The organism is Corynebacterium callunae DSM 20147, assembly GCF_000344785.1.
GTDB lineage: Bacteria > Actinomycetota > Actinomycetes > Mycobacteriales > Mycobacteriaceae > Corynebacterium > Corynebacterium callunae.
The window spans coordinates 1,221,152-1,240,044 of sequence record NC_020506.1 but is presented as its reverse complement, the minus strand read 5'-3'; the positions used below and the strand labels follow the sequence as shown (position 1 = coordinate 1,240,044).

At 51.1% G+C, this 18,893-nt stretch carries 17 protein-coding genes; 3 read left to right on the top strand and 14 right to left on the bottom strand.

Features of this window, described 5'->3' with window-relative positions; all coding sequences use genetic code 11:
• Positions 1–317: 317 nt before the first annotated feature.
• The 9 genes from gatB to H924_RS05815 form a co-directional block, all read right to left on the bottom strand.
• Positions 318–1,823, bottom strand: a complete 1,506-nt coding sequence (gene gatB, locus H924_RS05855; RefSeq protein ID WP_015651042.1) for an Asp-tRNA(Asn)/Glu-tRNA(Gln) amidotransferase subunit GatB — start codon at positions 1,821–1,823, stop codon at positions 318–320.
• Between the two features lie 203 nt (positions 1,824–2,026).
• Positions 2,027–3,013: a bile acid:sodium symporter family protein gene (locus H924_RS05850; protein ID WP_029703109.1), complete on the bottom strand. Its 987-nt coding sequence runs from the start codon at positions 3,011–3,013 to the stop codon at positions 2,027–2,029.
• 300 nt (positions 3,014–3,313) lie between these two features.
• Positions 3,314–3,952 carry a GNAT family N-acetyltransferase gene (locus tag H924_RS05845; RefSeq protein WP_015651040.1) on the bottom strand — a complete coding sequence of 213 codons (639 nt, stop codon included), beginning with the start codon at positions 3,950–3,952 and terminating at the stop codon, positions 3,314–3,316.
• Between the two features lie 158 nt (positions 3,953–4,110).
• Positions 4,111–4,482, bottom strand: a complete 372-nt coding sequence (rbsD, locus tag H924_RS05840; protein WP_015651039.1) for a D-ribose pyranase — start codon at positions 4,480–4,482, stop codon at positions 4,111–4,113.
• Between the two features lie 6 nt (positions 4,483–4,488).
• On the bottom strand, positions 4,489–5,433 hold the full coding sequence (locus H924_RS05835; RefSeq protein WP_015651038.1) for a D-ribose ABC transporter substrate-binding protein: 945 nt from the start codon (positions 5,431–5,433) through the stop codon (positions 4,489–4,491).
• A gap of 35 nt (positions 5,434–5,468) precedes the next feature.
• Positions 5,469–6,383, bottom strand: coding sequence for an ABC transporter permease (locus H924_RS05830; protein WP_029703111.1), 915 nt, complete (start codon positions 6,381–6,383; stop codon positions 5,469–5,471).
• A gap of 101 nt (positions 6,384–6,484) precedes the next feature.
• A complete protein-coding gene (locus H924_RS05825; RefSeq protein WP_015651036.1) occupies positions 6,485–8,086 on the bottom strand; it encodes a sugar ABC transporter ATP-binding protein in 1,602 nt (533 codons plus the stop codon).
• Positions 8,086–9,180 carry a LacI family DNA-binding transcriptional regulator gene (locus H924_RS05820; protein ID WP_015651035.1) on the bottom strand — a complete coding sequence of 365 codons (1,095 nt, stop codon included), beginning with the start codon at positions 9,178–9,180 and terminating at the stop codon, positions 8,086–8,088. Before H924_RS05820 ends, H924_RS05825 begins: the two co-directional genes overlap by 1 nt.
• A gap of 217 nt (positions 9,181–9,397) precedes the next feature.
• Positions 9,398–10,429, bottom strand: a complete 1,032-nt coding sequence (locus tag H924_RS05815; RefSeq protein WP_015651034.1) for a 6-phosphofructokinase — start codon at positions 10,427–10,429, stop codon at positions 9,398–9,400.
• 231 nt (positions 10,430–10,660) lie between these two features.
• Between H924_RS05815 and H924_RS05810 the strand changes: the two genes are divergently transcribed.
• Positions 10,661–10,981, top strand: coding sequence for a hypothetical protein (locus tag H924_RS05810; RefSeq protein WP_015651033.1), 321 nt, complete (start codon positions 10,661–10,663; stop codon positions 10,979–10,981).
• Positions 10,982–10,985: 4 nt separating this feature from the next.
• On the opposite strand, the gene H924_RS05805 is transcribed toward H924_RS05810, so the two are convergent.
• The 3 genes from H924_RS05805 to gatC form a co-directional block, all read right to left on the bottom strand.
• Positions 10,986–11,804, bottom strand: a complete 819-nt coding sequence (locus tag H924_RS05805; protein WP_029703116.1) for a siderophore-interacting protein — start codon at positions 11,802–11,804, stop codon at positions 10,986–10,988.
• A 252-nt stretch (positions 11,805–12,056) separates the two neighbouring features.
• The gene (gatA, locus tag H924_RS05800; protein WP_015651031.1) at positions 12,057–13,550 is read right to left on the bottom strand and encodes an Asp-tRNA(Asn)/Glu-tRNA(Gln) amidotransferase subunit GatA; all 1,494 of its coding nucleotides are present in this window, start codon (positions 13,548–13,550) and stop codon (positions 12,057–12,059) included.
• Positions 13,551–13,556: 6 nt separating this feature from the next.
• Entirely contained in the window at positions 13,557–13,856 is a 300-nt protein-coding gene (gene gatC, locus H924_RS05795) for an Asp-tRNA(Asn)/Glu-tRNA(Gln) amidotransferase subunit GatC (protein ID WP_015651030.1), read from the bottom strand.
• Between the two features lie 284 nt (positions 13,857–14,140).
• On the opposite strand from gatC, the gene H924_RS05790 reads away from it, so the two are divergent.
• Complete coding sequence (locus H924_RS05790) at positions 14,141–14,803, top strand: ACT domain-containing protein (protein ID WP_015651029.1); 663 nt, start codon at positions 14,141–14,143, stop codon at positions 14,801–14,803.
• Here H924_RS05790 and H924_RS13920 read toward each other — a convergent pair.
• Both H924_RS13920 and ligA read right to left on the bottom strand, forming a co-directional pair.
• The gene (locus H924_RS13920; RefSeq protein ID WP_015651028.1) at positions 14,800–15,789 is read right to left on the bottom strand and encodes a S41 family peptidase; all 990 of its coding nucleotides are present in this window, start codon (positions 15,787–15,789) and stop codon (positions 14,800–14,802) included. The two genes, H924_RS05790 and H924_RS13920, sit on opposite strands and share 4 nt — an antisense overlap.
• A gap of 111 nt (positions 15,790–15,900) precedes the next feature.
• Complete coding sequence (ligA, locus tag H924_RS05780) at positions 15,901–17,946, bottom strand: NAD-dependent DNA ligase LigA (RefSeq protein ID WP_015651027.1); 2,046 nt, start codon at positions 17,944–17,946, stop codon at positions 15,901–15,903.
• Between the two features lie 132 nt (positions 17,947–18,078).
• On the opposite strand from ligA, the gene H924_RS05775 reads away from it, so the two are divergent.
• Positions 18,079–18,789 (top strand): 3'-5' exonuclease, encoded by a 711-nt coding sequence (locus H924_RS05775; RefSeq protein WP_015651026.1) that lies wholly within the window; start codon positions 18,079–18,081, stop codon positions 18,787–18,789.
• Positions 18,790–18,893 lie beyond the last annotated feature (104 nt).

The window sequence follows — 18,893 nt, the reverse complement described above, 5'->3', positions numbered from 1 at the left end:
GATGGGGTCATTGCTGGGGAAACTTGCTTGTTCCCGAACAGTTTGTTCAGCAGCTCTTTGATCATGCTCATGAGTGTAAGCCTAAATACTTTCCATGTCAACTAAAAGCTTTGGGTAAGATTCAATCAGATTTACTGACGTCAAATTCGAATCAAATGCGGTCTGAGGAAAAAGCCTGATTAAACCCTGCTGTCACCTAAAAACGGCTCAAAAAAGGAAAAAGCTCCCCACTGGTTAGTTTCTGATTTCTCAGTGTAACCAGGGGGGAGCTTTTGGGCAGTGGGCGTTTTAATCATCCCAGCTCAGTGCGTGAAAATTTATGAAAGTTTTGCTGCAATGAGCTTATTAACCTGTGCCGGATCAGCCTTACCGCGAGTCGCTTTCATTACAGCGCCAACAATGGCACCAGTGACCTTGGTGTTACCAGCACGGTACTTCTCAACGATGTCAGGGTTTGCAGCCAAGGCATCATCAACGGCCTTTTCAATGGCTCCATCATCGCGCACAACTTCAAGACCACGAGCAGCTACCACTGCGTCGACATCGCCCTCGCCGGCAATAACACCGTCGATTGCTTGACGGGCCAGCTTATTGGTGAGCTTGCCTTCAGAAACCAAGGCAACCACACGCGCAACATGGCTTGGGCTAATGCCAAGAGCATCCAATTCCACACCAGCTTCATTAGCCTTTTGGGAAATGTAGGAAACCCACCACGCACGAGCTTCATCAGGAGTTGTTCCAGCTTCAACGGTCTCGATGATCAAATCAAGCGCATTGGCGTTGATAAGGTCACGCATTTCGGCGTCGGAAAGCTTCCACTCTTCCTGGATACGAGCACGACGCACCCAAGGCAGCTCAGGCAAGGTAGCGCGGATTTCTTCCACCCACTCGCGAGGAGCAATCACTGGAGGCAGATCAGGATCGTTGAAATAACGGTAATCCTCAGCAGTCTCCTTTGGGCGACCCTTAGAGGTAGAACCATCAGTTTCCTGGTAGTGGCGAGTTTCCTGATCAATAACTCCGCCATTGTCCAGCACCTGAGCCTGGCGCTGCATTTCAAAGGTAATTGCCTGCTCAACAGACTTCAGAGAGTTGATGTTCTTGGTTTCGGTACGAGTACCAAACTCCTGCTGGCCAACTGGACGCAGTGAGAGGTTTGCGTCGACACGCATAGAACCTTGATCCAAGCGACCGTCAGATACTCCAAGGGCCTTAACTAGGTCACGAAGCGCAGAAACATATGCCTTAGCAATCTCAGGGGCGCGGGCACCCGCGCCTTCAATTGGCTTGGTCACGATCTCAATTAGCGGAATACCAGCACGGTTGCAGTCCACCAAAGAAGCAGTAGCGCCGTGAATACGTCCGGAAGTGCCGCCCAGGTGGGTGAGCTTTCCAGTGTCTTCTTCCATGTGTGCGCGCTCAATCTCAACACGCCACTCGGTGCCGTCTTCCAGCTGCACATCGAGGTAGCCATCATAAGCAATTGGCTCATCGTACTGTGAGATCTGGTAGTTTTTTGGCTGGTCAGGATAGAAGTAATTCTTACGCGCAAAGCGAGAAGATTCAGCGATGCTGCAGTTCAGCGCCAAACCAATCTTGATTGCCCATTCCACACCCTTGGCATTAACGACTGGCAACGCGCCAGGCAAGCCTAGGGAAACAGGATCTACGTTGCTATTGGGTTCAGCGCCAAAGTTGGCAGAAGATGCCGAGAACATCTTGGTCTCGGTGCCCAACTCGACGTGGACCTCAAGGCCCATTACGGGGTCATACTTCTCTAGAACTTCATCGAAGTCCATCAGATCATAAAAGGCTGCAGTCATGGGTCATTATTCTAGTCCCCTTTATCCAGCAATGTAGACATGGGGTGGACAGAATCCCAAAGCATTTAAGAAACCGTTTGGGAAAAGGCATAAAAATAGCACTCCCCCTCTTAAAAAGAGTGGAGTGCTAATTTTCTAAGCCACCATTGCGCCGGCACTATTTAATGTAGTGCACCGACTTTAGCCTTTAATTAGGCCTTTAATTAGGCCTCAGCAAGCGCTGCCTTTTGTGCAGCACGTTTATCCGCAGTACGGCACAACGCGGCCAAAATAGCTCCAGAAAGGTTATGCCACACGGAGAAAATCGCGCCGGGCAGAGCCGACATTGGAGACATATATTGAGCTGCAAGGCCAGCAGCCAAGCCAGAGTTTTGCATACCAACTTCGATAGCAATGGTGCGGCGTGATGCCACTGGTTGGCCGGTGAACTTGCCAGCCAGATATCCCAAGGTATATCCCAGGCCGTTGTGAATCATCACTGCTAGCAGTACCAATAGGCCTGCCTCAATGATCTTTTCCCGAGATCCCGCAACCACAATGGCCACAATCATGGAAATTGCGATAACTGAGATCCAAGGCAAAAGTCCAAGCACCTTAGTTACAGCCTTGGGGAAGATCATGCGAACCACAATGCCGCCAATTACAGGAACTAACACCATCTGCACGATGGAAATTGCCATTGCACCAGCATTAAGCGGCATATATTGTCCAGCCAGCCACAGAGTCAGAAGCGGGGTAAGAATAGGAGCCAATAACGTGGAGATAGAGGTCATGGTTACAGACAACGCCACGTCTCCACGGGAAAGATAAGACACCACATTGGAGGACGTGCCACCTGGAGCACAACCAACCAAGATCACACCAGCTGCAATTTCTGCCGGTAGTTGCAAAATCCACACCACAAAAACGGCTAGCAGCGGCATGATGACATACTGCGCAAAAACACCGATCAAAACCGGCAATGGACGCTTGGCCACCAGCGCGAAATCAACCGGTTGCAGAGTTAATCCCATGGCAAACATAACAATGCCCAAAAGTGGGTTAACCCAGGAAGAAATATTTAGCACCGCATCAGAGGCACTGAATCCAATAATGCCACCAATGATAACCAGTACTGGAAAACCCAAAGCGGCAATATACGCTGCCCTGTCTTCGGATTTTGCCTGGCTTACTTGTGTTGTTGTACTCAAGTTCTTATCCGATCAAGATTTGGTCCACGGGTAAATTCGCACCCGCAAAAGCTTAGAAAATTTGATGAAATTCCCACTATTTGAGATATTTTTTAAAAACTGTCCCAATTAATACTTAGAATATGATGTGAATCTCGTTTTTCCAAACACTTTGAGCCCCCGGGTGCCCCCTTTCAGACCGCGGAAGCTCCATCAGACACAAAAGAACCGGCTCCTCCCCTAACTTTTCATCCCACATACACGCTGGGAATTCAAAGGGGAGAAACCGGTTGAGATCAACAGGAGAATTTCTAAGCTGCTTTAACTAGCGTCAAAAAATGCTTTCTCATTAGGCATTGTTGGCACTTGCAAACGGCGATGCATACGTTCCAAAAGGGTGAGCTTGACTGCTGGCCATTCATCATTGGTAATGGAATAGATAACGGTATCCCGCACCGTTCCGTCTGGATGAATCTTGTGCTTACGCAGCACACCGTCCTGCTTTGCACCCAAACGCTCGATAGCAGCGCGGGAACGGTGATTGTGCCAGTTAGTACGGAATTCCACAGCATTAACGCCCAGAACTTCAAAAGCACGTTCCAGCTGCAGGAATTTCACGGCTGGATTAATGCCAGCACCATGGACATGCGCAGACATCCAGGTACGACCAATTTCCAGGCGTCTATTCGCATGGTCAAGTGTATGGAAGGAGGTCATACCAACAGCACGGCCGGTAGCAGTTGAAATGATCGCCCATGGAGCACACAAACCATCTTCATGCTCAGCCAGACGACGATCAATTTCCTCTGCCATGCCCTCTGGGGTAGGTAGAGCGACGAACCAATGACGCCACAATTCTTGTGAGGCGACAGCTTCTTGGAGATCTGAAGTCCACTGATGTGACAATGGCTCCAGGATCACCGCGTCGTTCGCCAGACGCGGGTTTTCAGCGAATTGCATGAGATGAATATAGTCATAGTTTGACCATTTGTCCTATTCTAATCATAAGACCATTTCAAACCTATTAAATTCACTGCTTTTTAAAGCTTTTCGACGCAAAAACGCCGCGCCGCGAACACAATGTCCGTAGCGCGGCGCGGGGGCGCGTCGAAAAGCGTTTAAAACGCCACTCCTGCCTTAAAAATGGCATTGGCATAAGCGGTGGTATCACCGGTGCGCACCACAAAAGCACAGTCATCGATGAGCTTTTTAAGCTCCTCGTGAGATATTTCCTCTACTTCAGAAGGTAGAAGCTCACGAATCTCAGCAGGCGACTGCTCTGCAAGGATCACGCCCTCCACCACTACCTCATCAAGGATGGCGGCGGATACCTGAGCAAAAGTAGGAATTCCGAAAACCAAGGCAAGGTCAATGACCTCAACATGATCAGGAATTGGGAGGCCACAATCGGCAATCGCCCACATATCAGTATGTCCTAGACGAGCTAGTGCATAGCTGAGATCAGGGTTAAGGATCCCGGACTTTTTCATTGAGACCTACTTGAAATCTACAACGTTGTCGAGCTTGACAGTGACAACCTCAACAGGGACGTCAGCCTGTGCTTCTTCACCACGCAGCAGCTTCGCAGCCTCTTCTACAGCCTTTGCACCAAGTTCCTCTGGCTGCTGGGCAATGGTGGCAAGCATGCGGCCGTCCTCTACTGCGGTAAGGCCATCGGAGGTTCCGTCGAAGCCAACAACCATAACGTCCTTGCCCGCACGATCGCCCAGTGCCTCAATTGCACCCAGAGCCATCTCATCGTTCTCCGCGAAGATTGCCTTTACGTTTGGGTGAGCTTGTAGCAGGTTGGTCGTAACGTCAAGGCCTTCAGCGCGATCGAAGTTCGCGGTCTGCTTGGCGGCAACAGTGATTCCGGAGTGCTTTGCGATCTCCTCTTCAAAGCCCTTGCCACGGTCACGAGATGCAGATGAACCGGCGATTCCCTGCAAGATGATGATCTCACCTTCGCCACCAATAGCTTCTGCCATGGCAGCAGCTGCCTGAGCGCCGCCGGCCACGTTGTCGGAAGCTACGAAGGAAGAAATTTCACCTCCGTTGGAGGAGCGGTCCACCGCTACCACTGGAATCTCAGCCTGATTGAGCGCCTCCACGGAAGGAACAACTGCATCTGAATCAGTTGGGTTAACAATGACAACTCCGGCACCAGTGGTTACCGCATTGTTGAGCTGATTAGCCTGAGTTGCTGCATCATCGGAGGCATCTTGGACGTTGAGGGTCACACCAAGCTCATCAGCTTTCTCCTGCGCGCCATCACGCAGCTGCACGAAGAAAGGATTGGTTTGAGTTGAAAGTGCCAAGGTGATGGAGCCTTCGGTTGCACCGCCCTCTGCGGAAGTATCGGCAGATTCGCGGTTGCAGGCAGCAACGCTGAATGCCAGTGCAACAGAGGTGGTCAGGGCAAGGATCTTACGAGCGTTCATGAGATAGGTGTCCTTTCAAAGACGAGTAGAAAATACTATTTGGAGGTCTTATTACGAATAACGTCGAAACCGACGGCGATAGCAATCACACAGCCAATGACAATTTGCTGCCAAAATGACGACACATTAAGAATGTTCAAGCCATTGCGGATAACCGCCAGCAAAATTGCGCCGATTAGTGTTCCAGTTGCTTTACCAGAGCCGCCTGCCAAAGAAGCGCCACCGATAACAACTGCTGCAATAGCATCAAGTTCATAACCCACACCAGCCTGTGGCTGCGCAGAGGACAAACGTCCTGTCATCACCAAACCAGCGAGGGCTGCATATACACCTGCCAAGGCATAAACCATGACCAAGATGCGCTTGACTGGGAGTCCAGAAAGTCGGGCTGCTTCCATGTTTCCGCCGATGGCGTACATGGATCGTCCGAGTACCGTGCGGCTCAAAATAAACCAGCACACAATTCCGGCAAGGGCCATCATCAAAATTGGCATCGGAATTCCGAGATAGGTACGGCCCAATGCATTAACGGCGGGTGCGCTGGGGATTGGTGAACCTTGAGAAATCACCAAGGTGATACCGCGGGCAATGGACATCATGGCCAAGGTGGCAATAAATGCCGGGAGCTTGCCATAAGCAATTGAAATGCCTGAGATTGCACCTGCCAAAAGACCAATAAAGAGGCCAATAAGCAGTGTGATCCAACCAGGTAGACCAACCTCAGAGAAAAAGTAGGCAGAAGTCATGGCGCCCAAAGCAGCCACTGATCCCACCGAGAGATCAATACCTGCGGTGACAATAACGAAAGTCATGCCGAACGCCAAGATGGCCACGGTTGCTGATTGAATACCGATATTGATCAGGTTGGGAATCGTAAGAAAGTGTGGCGTGGCAATAAATAGGCCAACACACAACACAATAAGTCCTACTAATGCTCCGTTATTGAGCATCCACTGCCCAATACTTGAGCTGGCAGAGCCTTTAGGTTTTACAGCGCGTCCCGATGCAACTGTTGCGGGCTGCGCAGAGTGGGTATTTGTCTCAGTGGTGCTCACTTTTCCTCCTTTTGTGCGTCTATTCTCGCTGCGGCTTCGGCAGTGATGGAATCTTCAATTTGGGAAACTGCAAGGGCCATAACATCGTCTTGAGTAGTGCCTTCAGCTGGTAATTCACCTGCGATTCGACCGCCTGACATCACCAGAATTCGATCTGCCATACCAAGTACTTCGGGAAGTTCTGAAGAAACCATCAGCACTGCACCGCCCTTGGCAGTTACCTCATTGATGATGTTGTAAATCTCTACTTTGGCGCCTACATCAACACCTCTGGTTGGTTCATCAAGCAACAACACCTTGGAACCGGCTAGTACCCAGCGGCCGAACACTGCCTTCTGTTGATTTCCGCCTGATAGATCTCTGATTGGCTGCTTGATATCAGCCATTCGGATCCGTAGCTTTTCGGCCACTTCTGATGCACGTTCCAGCTGGCCTTTACGATCTACCAACCCCAGTTTTGAAGTACTGGACATCGTGGCGAGTCCTAAGTTCTCAGCCACCGAAGAACCTAAGACCAGACCTTGGGCTTTGCGATCTTCTGGGATATGCCCCACACCATGTTTGATGGCATCAGAGATATCTCCAGCCCGCAATTTCTTGCCAGCTACCAAAACTTCACCCGAATCGATGGAATCTACGCCGGCGATGGAGCGCACAACTTCTGTTCGTCCGGCTCCCACCAGGCCTGCAAGCCCCACAACTTCACCGGCATGAACCTTGAGTGAAATATCGCTAAATCTGCCAGCAGCATTGAGGTTTCGCAGCTCTAGGAGAGTTTCTCCAAGTTCTGGTTGTTTACGCGGGTACTGATTTTCGATGCTTCGTCCCACCATCAGACGGACAAGTTCATCTTCATCTGTCGTTGCTGGCAGCTCTGCAATAAAGCGACCATCACGCAAAACGGAAACGGTATCTCCAATTCGTGCAATCTCATCGAGGTGATGGGAGATAAATACCATTGCAACGCCCTTGGCTTTGAGATCATCAACCACTCTAAAAAGTTGATCGATCTCGCGGCCGGTGAGTGCAGCAGTCGGCTCATCAAGAATCAGAATACGAGCATTCATGGACAGCGCTTTGGCGATCTCTACCATCTGCTGGCGAGCAATTCCAAGGCTTCCAACCTGAGCATTAAGGTCTACATCCACCCCGATGAGGTCCAAAGCTGCTTGGGCTTCACGACGCAAATGTTTAAAGTTGACCAAGCCAAATTTGCGCGGAGTACGACCCAACATGACGTTTTCAGCGACCGTCATAGTTGGAACAAGGTTGAGTTCTTGGTGAATTGTGGCAATTCCCAAAGCTTCTGCTGCCCTAGTATCCGCCAAAGTGACAGGCTTGCCGTCCACCAAGATTTGTCCACCGTCTGGTTGATATACACCAGACATCATCTTGATGAGAGTGGATTTACCTGCGCCATTTTCACCAAGTAGAGCCAAAACTTTGCCAGGTCGCACATCAATGCTGACTTCATTGATCACATTGACCGGACCAAAAGACTTAGAAACTCGATCTAAACTCAGGATGGGATCTGGATCCACAGCATGGATAAACTCTGCAATTCGACCATCCTCAAAAGGCTGTAGGTTATTTGCCATTATTTACTCGCCTCCTTGTCTTTCTTTTTCTTGTTGGCTTTGCGACTTTTCTCAAATGCTTTGAGTGAAACTGCCGTCGAGCCGTGGATTTCCAAGCTTGTTGGCAAAAGCACCGACTTTTGGTCTGTTTCTCCATCAATGAGTTTTTGCAAGATCCCAAATGCCGCTTTACCCATTTCTTGGACATGCTGGTCAATGATGGTTAAGGGTGGATTTTGCAAGCGGAATGTTGGATTATTGTCGAATCCAATAATCTGCAGATCTTTTCCGATCTTTAAATCCATCTCATGTATGGCATGTAGCGCACCGATGGTCATCATCGAATCTCCGGCGATGATGGCGTTGGCACCTTGTTCGATTAGCACTTTGATTCCGTCATAGCCAGACACCTGGCGATAACCGCCGTAGAAGACGCTGGCACCGGTGATTTCTCGATCTACGCAGAGTTTTTCAAAAGCTTCTAAACGTTGGCGTCCGGTGGAGGTATCTTGTGGGCCAGCCAAATAACCCAAATGCACATCTGCGGCACATAAGAGATCAAAGGCTTCAGTCATGCCAGGAGTTGGGTCTGAAGTCACTGAGGGAATCGACGTATCTTCAAAACAGCGATCTGCTAGGACAATCGGCACTCCCCTGGCGGCGAGTTCGACAACCTTGTCCTTGGATTGCATATGAGGAACCACGATAATTCCATCAAGGCGTTGATCATCCATAATGTCCAAGGTCTGGCTGAGAATCTCGGGATTCTCCTCAGAGTTGGACAGAATCGTCGATACGCCTGCTTGCCGTGCAACAGATTGAATTGCGGCAGCAAGGGCCGAGAAATAAGGATTTTCAATATTGGGGATGATGAGTCCAATAGTGTCTGTCCGTGATTTTCGCAGCGCCCGGGCCTGCGCATTAGGGCGATAATTTAGCTTTTCTGCAACTTCAACAACTCGCTGTCGGGTGGATTCCGGAATGCTTGAGTTATTGGCTAGAGCTCGCGAAACTGTGCTTACTGAAAGCTGGGTGACCTGCGCAATATCTTTGAGCGTCGTGGCCCGCTTTTTCCCAGCCGGTAAAGAACGCGATGTGGGGATTTCAGAAACCATCTCTTCACCACCTTTCTGTTATTTACCCCGTTTGGGTTAAAAGCTCTTAAATGCAATCGATTGCACTGTGTTTTAATGAACTTAACCCTTTCACATATTGCAAGTCAAGTCACCCAGGTCACAATTGATCATCGATTTATCTGCAGGCACAAAAAAAACCGGCCTTCCCACCCAAAGTGGAAAAGCCGGAAATATTTCTTGAGCTGCAGCTAAAGGATTAGCCGAACATAGCTTGAGCAGTAACCCAACGCTCCATTGGAACTGCCTTTAGGGTGCCAACTGCATCTTCAAAGGAGATCATCTCGATCTTCTCACCCTTGAGGGCTACAACTTTGTCAAAGTTTCCTTCGTGGCAGGCGCGAGCTGCGCGCACACCATAACGAGTGGCAAGGACACGGTCAAAGGCAGTTGGGGTACCGCCGCGCTGAATGTGGCCCAGCACCGTGGTACGAACATCGTGACCCAAACGGCCGTGAATCTCATCTGCAATCTGCTGACCAATTCCGGTGAAAGTCTTGTGACCAAATTGGTCAACGTGGCCTTCGCGCAGCTCCATGGTGCCCTCCTTAGGAAGCGCACCTTCAGCGACGACGATAATGCCGTATTTTTCACCCATTTGGAAGCGTCGTTCCATGGCCTTGCAGATCTCTGCAATATCAAAAGGAACTTCAGGGATGACGGTGTAGTGTGCACCGCCTGCCATGCCTGCATGGAGAGCAATCCAGCCAACGTGGCGACCCATAACTTCCACGATCATCACGCGATTGTGGGATTCTGCGGTGGTGTGCAGGCGGTCAACAGCATCGGTGGCAACGGCTACTGCAGTATCAAAGCCGAAGGTGAAATCGGTGCCGTTTACGTCATTATCGATAGTTTTTGGAACGCCCACTACCGGGATTCCATTATCAGAAAGCCATTTTGCACCCTTGAGGGTACCTTCGCCGCCGATCGGAATGAGGGCATCAATGCCTGCATCCGCGAGGTTAGCTTTAACCTGCTCAATTCCGGCTTTGAACTTATCTGGGTGAAGACGGCCCGTTCCCAAAATAGTGCCACCGCGGAGGAGGATACGGTCAATATCTTCATCGTCATAAAGCTGGACGCGGCGATCGGCTAGGAGGCCTTCCCAACCATCTTGATAGCCCACTACGGTGGAGCCATATTCATTGCTTGCAGTGCGGACAATTCCTCGGATTACTGCATTAAGTCCGGGGCAGTCGCCGCCTGACGTGAGAGTGGCAATTCGCATGCTTTCCATATTAAACCCATCGCAAGAAGCCCGCCGGAACAATCAAATAAAAAGGTGTCACCAGAACAGTGCAAAAATCCATATTTAGGGTCTTAGCACTGGATTTAAGGCTTTAATCTGCGGTTTTAGGCCATTAAAAATGTGCCCGATCAGACATGAGGCTTCAAGCACACTTTTTTATTCGGGCATTCCTTGGCGCAGTACAGTGGGAAAGTTCTAAACTGGCATGTCATGGAACTAAAACTTAAAGACGCACACAAGGTAAGTACTTCAACCGTGGTGGCAGCTGGGCTTATTGGTGGCTGGCTTACTGCTCGTGAATCTGGCATCCGCCCCTTGGGTACTATCCCACTCGTCGCTGCTGGAGCTTTGGCCGGGCGCACCTGGAACGCAAAAAAGGGACCATCTGTTACCGCTGGACTCCTAGCCACTTATGTTGGCGCCTTTGGACTCTCCCACCCTTTGGCTAAGAAGGTCGGTGCCTGGCCTGCAGTAATCATTGCCACTGCAGGCGCTGCTGCGAGTGCATACGTTGTCGCCGACGCGCACTAGTTCCCTACTTTTCTAAAGCTGCGCGCTCTGCCGCCTCATTTTCTTCGTTAAATTCGCTTTTGGATGCTTGCCATTGATCTTCGGTCATACCCAAGCGCCAATACCCAGAAATTGAGGCGTCTTCCTTATTTACCCCGCCGTCAACAAAAAGGAAACGGCGGGTTTCTTTCACCATTTCCGCGACCCCATGGATAAACCATGAGGTCTTTTTTGTGGGATATCCAGCCTCACGCACTGCCTCAATAAGTTTGGTGCCATGTGTGGCACCATCGCGTGGCACCCAGACCAGGTTAATTGCTGAGCTCGAGGGGGCGTCGAAAAGTGCCTGGTTATTAGCTATTTCTACAAAAGCTGTGGCGGTAGTACCCGCAGGCAGCTGCTCGAGCGCGGCAAAGATTGCAGGAGCTGCGGCTTCATCGCCGGCGAGCACAAAATGCTCATAGGATGCCTCGGGTTTCCAACCGCCTCCAGGGCCTGCAAAACCTAATTGATCCCCAATTTCCGCGCGCTGCGCCCATGGTCCAGCCAGGCCGGTATCGCCGTGGGCCACAAAATCCACATCAAATTCGCCGGTGTTGCTATCAAAGGTGCGCAGTGTGTAGGTGCGGGTGACTGGATGGAACTCGCGGGGTGCGGTCTCACGGATCTGAGCTAAATCAAAAGGCCAGCTGTAATCAGCACCGGCGGGAATAAAAAATAATTTGATGTAGTGATCGCTAAATGGCAGCTCGGTGCCGATCATCTCAGGGCTGGAAAAACGCAAACGAATAAGATCTGGTGAAATTTGCTGCTTTCCAATGACAGTAGCTGCTTTTGCTTTCATACCTTTTCGGCCACCTTGCTTAACCACTGCAGCCGAGTCACCTGAAGTTGTGGGAGTTTCTGATTGGTTCATATCATCCTTGTTTCCGATATATCTTTATTGGATTGAAGGCAAGCCTAACAAAACTTCTTAAACAGTGCACCTAAAATTTTCCCGCTCCTCCAAAAATCACCAAAAGCCCAGCTCTCCTACCTAAAAAGGAAGGAAACTGGGCTTTGTAGCTTTTAAGGTAGCTTTTAAGCCACCAAAGTCTTACTTCTGGCCAGCCTCAAAAGCTGCGCCAACACGGTAAAGACGATCATCGTGGAAGGCTGGAGCCATGAGCTGCAGACCAACTGGCAATCCGGAATCGGAAGCCAAACCTGCAGGTAGGGACATACCTGCCAAACCGGCCAGGTTCAATGGCAAGGTGAAGAGGTCGAAGTTGTACATCGCCAGCGGATCGGTAACCTTCTCGCCCAGCTTAAAGGCGGTGGTTGGAGTTGCTGGGGAAACGAGGATATCAACCTTCTCATATGCCTTGGCAAAGTCCTGTGCGATCAAAGAACGCACACGCTGCGCCTGCAGGTAATAAGCATCGTAATAACCAACAGACAATGCATAAGTACCAAGAATGATACGGCGCTTAACCTCAGGACCAAAGCCCTGTGCACGGGTCATAGCCATAACTTCATCGGCGGAGTGAGTTCCATCATCACCAACACGCAGGCCATAACGCATGCCATCAAAACGTGCCAGGTTGGAAGAAACCTCACAAGGCAAAATCAGGTAATAAGCACCCATTGCATCATCAAAGTGAGGACAATCAACTTCAATGATTTCCGCACCCTGGGAACGCATTTGCTCCACAGAAGCATGGAAAGCCTCAAGCACACCAGGCTGGAAACCTTCGCGGTCAAATTGCTTGACCACACCAACCTTGACTCCCTTGAGGTCACCGTTGGCGCCTTCGCGGGCAGCAGCAACAACTGGAGCTACTGGGCGGTTGACGCTGGTTGCATCAAAAGCGTCATAACCAGCAATAACCTCGTGCAATAGTGCGGTGTCAAGCACGTTACGCGCGGTTGGACCACCCTGATCCAGGGAGGATGCACAAGCAATCAAGCCATAGCGAGAAACAGTGCCGTAGGTTGGCTTCACACCAACTGTGTTGGTCAAAGCAGCAGGCTGACGGATGGATCCACCAGTATCGGTACCAATTGCCAATGGTGCTTCACCAGCAGCCAAAGCTGCAGAAGAGCCACCACCGGAACCGCCGGCAGTGCGCTCCAGATCCCATGGGTTGTGGGTTGGGCCGTACGCAGAGTTCTCAGTAGAAGAACCCATTGCAAACTCATCCATATTGGTCTTGCCCAAAATTGGAATACCAGCTGCACGGATCTTGCCCGTTACAGTGGCATCATAAGGGCTCATGTAGCCCTCAAGCATCTTTGATGCAGCCGTGGTTGGTGCATCGGTGGTAGTGAAAACATCCTTCAGGGCCAAAGGCACGCCGGCCAGAGCTGAGGCAGGTGCCTCACCAGCATCCAGACGCTTATCGACGTCGTCCGCCGCCGCGAGCGCAGCCTCTGCACCGACGTGCAGGAAGGCGTGAATATCGGTATCAACCGCTGCGATGCGGTCGAGGTGCGCTTGGGTGACCTCCCGGGAAGTCACTTCGCGGGAATGGATCAAACCAGCAAGCTCTGCTGCAGTCTTGGTGGTCAGCTCATTTTCAGAGCCTGCAACTAGGTATTTATTGCTCATTATTTTTTAGTCACCCTCGCCCAAAATCTGCGGAACCATAAAACGTCCATCTTCTACTGCTGGAGCCTGGTCAAGGGCTTGCTCAGCATTAAGAGTCTTTTTAACTACATCTTCACGCATGGTGGTGGTGATGCTGTGGGGGTGGCTCATCGGCTCAACACCAGCGGCATCGACGTTTTGTACGGCGGAAACATAACCGACAATGTCATCGATCTGTCCGGCGAATTGCTGCAGTTCTTCTTCACTGAGCGCCAGACGGGACAGTTTGGCAAGGTGAGCGACCTGGTCGCGCGAAATCTCAGGCACTTGGTTTCTGATCCTCTTCGCTAGTCACAATGGATAAAATCTTTATTCTTACGCCCTCACTAAATAAGGTGGGCGCAACTGTTGGTTTATCTTACTGCACAAGGTGGACACAGACTGGTGTGGGTCGAATGAGCAAGACTTGCCGACTGAACAAAAGGCTCGACTTGCAACCTAGTGCACAATTACGGTGGTACTGTCGAATGCTAAAGGTAGGAACAATGCCCTTTAGTTTCTCACTTATCTGACCAAAGCTAGCCCTCCGATTTTAGAAGGAAGCGATCCCATTGTCTTTCCTTATCCGCGTACTGTTGTCCGATACTCCAGGCAGCTTGGCAGTCCTTGCTGAAGCCCTTGGGGTGGTTGAGGCAAACATACAGTCCGTGGATGTGGTGGAGCACTTCCCCAATGGCACTGTCATGGATGATCTAGTTATCACCATCCCTCGCAATGTCATGGCGGATACCATCATCACCGCAGCTGAAGAAGTAGATGGTGTGGAAGTTGATTCCATTCGTCCCTTCTCCGGAACTGTGGATCGCCGTGGTCAGATTCAAATGCTGGCCTCTGTTGCGGCAAATCGCAATGACTTCAAAAAGGCACTCGAGGACTTGGTTAATGTCATCCCTCGTACCATGACCTCAGGTTGGGCAATTGTCATTGACCTTAAAGGTCCAATCACCCGCATCGCAGCTTCTCAGGCAGCACCACAAGATGATGGCACTGTTCCCGAGAACATCGTGCTGAGCGAAGCCCGTCTCCTCTCCAACACCAATGAGCCTTGGGTACCGGAAAACTGGACACTTCTAGATTCTTCCCTGGCTATCGCACCAATTGGCAAACATGGTTTGGCATTGATTGTGGGTCGCCCCGGTGGCCCTGATTTCCTGGCTAGCGAAGTTAAGCACCTGGGCAATATCGGCGATATTATTGGCGCCATTTTGAGCTAATTGTGCACCTCACACCCTTGGGTGTGTAACCATTCCCTCGCCGTGCGTTCTGGAAAAGATGAAAGCTGATCTGGAATGATGGGATCTTCCCCGAAGATCTCGCCGGTGCGGGTTTTATTTTGCGAGGTTGTTAAGAGAATCCAGGCGCCATCAGGCATTTCAAAGGAAATATTGGCAGTGGCATAGCCTGCAGTTGGCAGTCCAAAGGTGCGAGTATTTTCTAAGCCGTGGAAGGCCAATAAGGTTGCTTCACCTGAGCTGCCGGTTTTTTCGTCGATAAGCAAGGCAGTGGGCACCTTAAACTTGCCCTCCGCGCTGGCGGTGGTGGGTGTGCCACCCCCACTTACCGAGCTGCCTTTGATGGTGACCGGGGAATCATAATTTCCGGTGCTAAACCACAGCACGTCTCCATCAGGCAAAATTGATGACACGCCAGCGAGCATCGGCCCCATATCTCCACCGGTATTTCCGCGCAGATCAACAATAACTCCACAAGCACCGCCCTCCAGCGCAGCTACCAGAGGTTTAGCTGCGGCATCGGCATATTCCTGACCATCCCACTGTTGGTCAGTCGGGGGCAAGGTCACCTTAACTATCCCCTTTTGCGTTTCGACGGTAGGTAGCGGCGCCGATTCACGTTCCGGGGAGATTCTGCCCGGAACAACGAGTGTGGAATGCTTGCCACCAGCAGCTTTAAGGACAGAATCAATAAGAGGATACGTATCTGCAATGCTGTCGGCTTCTGCTAAATCCTCTTCCGCAAGTTGCCTGGCACGGGCAAATTCTGCAGAATCTGCATAAAAATCGTGCCTTTCGGCAATATCAAAAACGGTGGTTGCATAACGCTGAGGTGATGGTTTCAGCAGGAATACCGGCCTTCCCACCAAGGCCGTTCCGTAGGTGGGACCAAAGATCCAGACCACGCCCAGACCTGCCACGATCACCGCTGCCACAAGCCCGAGCAGCCACCTTCTCGCCTTTTTCATGCCGCCAAGCTCCTTAAATCATTGATTAAGTACTAAGCGTATGGATTTATGGCAGGACTGTCACTTCATGTGGAATTTATCGGGAGCTTCCCTACCCCCTCCAATACAGACTCAGGGTAATTCCGGAGCTCCCTTTTTCAAAAGTTCCACGAAACCTTCCTCATCCAAGATCTTCAAGCCCAGTTCCTCAGCTTTAGTTGCCTTGGATCCGGCATTTTCACCAACCACGACAAAGTCAGTCTTTTTGGACACTGAGCTAGCTGCCTTACCACCGCGGGAAATAATGGCTTCTTTGACAGAATCGCGGGTAAAGCCTTCCAAACCTCCAGTGACCACGATGGTAAGTCCAGCCAAGGTCTGCTCTGCTTGTTCAGTAATCTCCTCTTCCATGGTCACTCCCGCGGCAGCCCAGGTCTCAACAATATTGCGATGCCAATCAACCTCGAACCACTCTTTGAAAGACTGTGCGATGATACTGCCCACCCCCTCGGTTTCTGCCAACTCCTCCAAGGGTGCATCGACAAGCGCCTTTAATGAGCGGTAGCGGCCTGCAAGGGCGCGCGCGGCGGTGGGGCCCACATGCCTAATTGAAAGCGATACCAGCACGCGCCACAAATCAGTTTTTTTACTTTCCTGCAGGTTGCGCAGCAGTTTCTTGCCCGAGGCATTAACCTTGCCGGCTTTAGTGGTGTAAACCTGTGACTTTAGAAGATCTTCTTCGGTGAGATCAAAAATGCCGGATTCATCTACCAAGATTTCACTGCGAATAAGGTCTTGTGCACCCTTCTCCCCCAAAGCTTCAATATCAAAAGCTCCACGTCCAGCCAGGTAAGTCAGGCGCGCACTGAGCTGACCAGGGCAGCTTTGACTATTGGGGCATCGCCAATCCACATCATCGGCTTTTGCAGGCGCCAACGTTGTGCCACATTCGGGACATTGGCTGGGGAAGACAAACTCCCTTTCTGTGCCATCTCGTAGCTCTACAACGGGACCCAAAACCTCTGGAATAACCTCACCAGCTTTGCGAATCACCACCGTATCGCCAATGAGCACGCCCTTGCGCTTGACCTCGCTTTGGTTGTGCAAGGTTGCCATGGACACCGTGGAGCCGGCCACAAAAACTGGCTCCATCACAGCAAATGGGGTTACGCGCCCCGTGCGACCCACTCCAACTTGAATATCAAGCAGCTTGGTGGTGACTTCCTCTGGCGGATATTTATAGGCAATTGCCCAGCGTGGGGCGCGACTAGTAGCACCCAGCTCACGCTGCGAGGCAATGTCATCGACCTTAATCACCAAACCATCCATTTCATGCAAGGCAGCATGGCGATGATCAGCCCAATAGTTCACCTTTTCCACCACAGTTTCAGGATCGGTGACGGCCTCGGTATAAGGCGAGGTAGGCAGCCCCCAGGCAGAAAGTGCCAGGTAGGCATCATGTTGAGAGGATGGGCTAAAGCCCTCAGTAAAACCGATGCCGTGGCTAATCATCCGCAGACGGCGCTTTTTGACATCCTCGGTATTTTTCTGACGCAAGGAACCTGCAGCAGCGTTACGCGGATTAGCAAAAGGTTTGCCACCTTCGGCGATACGCTGAGCATTTACCTCTGAGAAATCCTCAACCGGGATGAAAACCTCGCCACGGATCTCCAGGACAGTGGGTAAAGGATAATCTACAGTCGCTTTAAGCTCATGCGGAATATCCTCAATTACCCGGGCATTAGCAGTGATGTCTTCACCAATGCGGCCATCACCGCGGGTGGCAGCACGCTCCAGCACACCATTACGGTAGACCAGATCGATGGAGAGACCATCAATTTTTAGTTCAGTGAGATATTGCTTAGCAGGAGTTCTGGCCAACCATTCCCGAAGTTCTTGCTCATCAAAGACATTGTCGAGGCTGAGCATTCTTTCCAGGTGGGTGACATTGTCAAAACTGGATTGCTCTGCGATGGGCGCTCCCACCTCTTTGGTGGGGCTATCGGGAACTGCGAGTTCTGGATAATCCTCTTCCAACTTTTGAAGTTGCTTAAAAAGGACATCGAAGTCCGCGTCGGTGATTTCAGGCTGTTGGTTGTAATAAAGGTCGCGGTGGTAGCGCACCTTTTCAGCAAGATCGTTCCAGGTTCTGCGCAGTTGAGCATTATCTTCAGTCACGGCTCCCGATTCTAGTGCCTTGGGCTGTGCGGATGATGGCGGGGCTAATGTGAAATATTTTTGAGGCGAATGTGGAGCGCTAGAAACCCCGGGGGCACCCAGTGTCCGGTGTGTTGATTAGGGTTGGAGACTATGAACGCACCACAAGGAACCCCATCCACTCTCCCCTCCTTTGATCCTTCCAATATGCTCTCCTTTGACTTGGAGACCACCTCGGCACAACCTTTTGAAGCTCGCATTGTTACCTCCGCACTGGTGAGCATCACTAAGGCTGGTGCGCAGCCCATTGAAATGCTGGCAGATCCCGGCGTTGAAATCCCTGCAGGCGCTACCGCAATCCACGGCATCACCACTGAATATGCGCGCGAACATGGCCGCCCCCATGATGAGGTACTAGCGGAAACCATTAAGTCCATCCGTGGCGGGTGGGAGCAAGGTCAAGCTGTAGTCATTTACAACGCCCCTTATGACCTCACTGTCCTGCGCAGCCATGAGTCAGGATTTACCGTTGATGGGCTGGTTTATGATCCATTCACCATCGATAAAATCAAAGACCCCTACCGTAAAGGTGGCCGCACACTCACCGATCTTTGCGCCCATTATGAGGTGCAAATCGGCAATGCCCATGAGGCTACTGCAGATGCCCTCGCAGCAGCCCGCATTGCGTGGAAGCAGGTGCGCATTTGGCCAGAGCTTGCCACCATGAGCGGTGAAGAGCTCATGGAGTTCCAGGCTATTGGTTATTACGAGTCCCAGATTGGTCTACGCAAGTATTTCGAAGGTAAGGGCCGTGATGACTCTACTGTTAACACCTCCTGGCCAGTGCAAACTCAGCAAGGTTAAGCCACTCCCTCACCCAAGCTTTATTATTATCCTTTGGTGTAATACATTGTGGGGTGTACAAAATTGGGTTTAATGACTCTCCTACGCGGAATGGAAAGATTGGC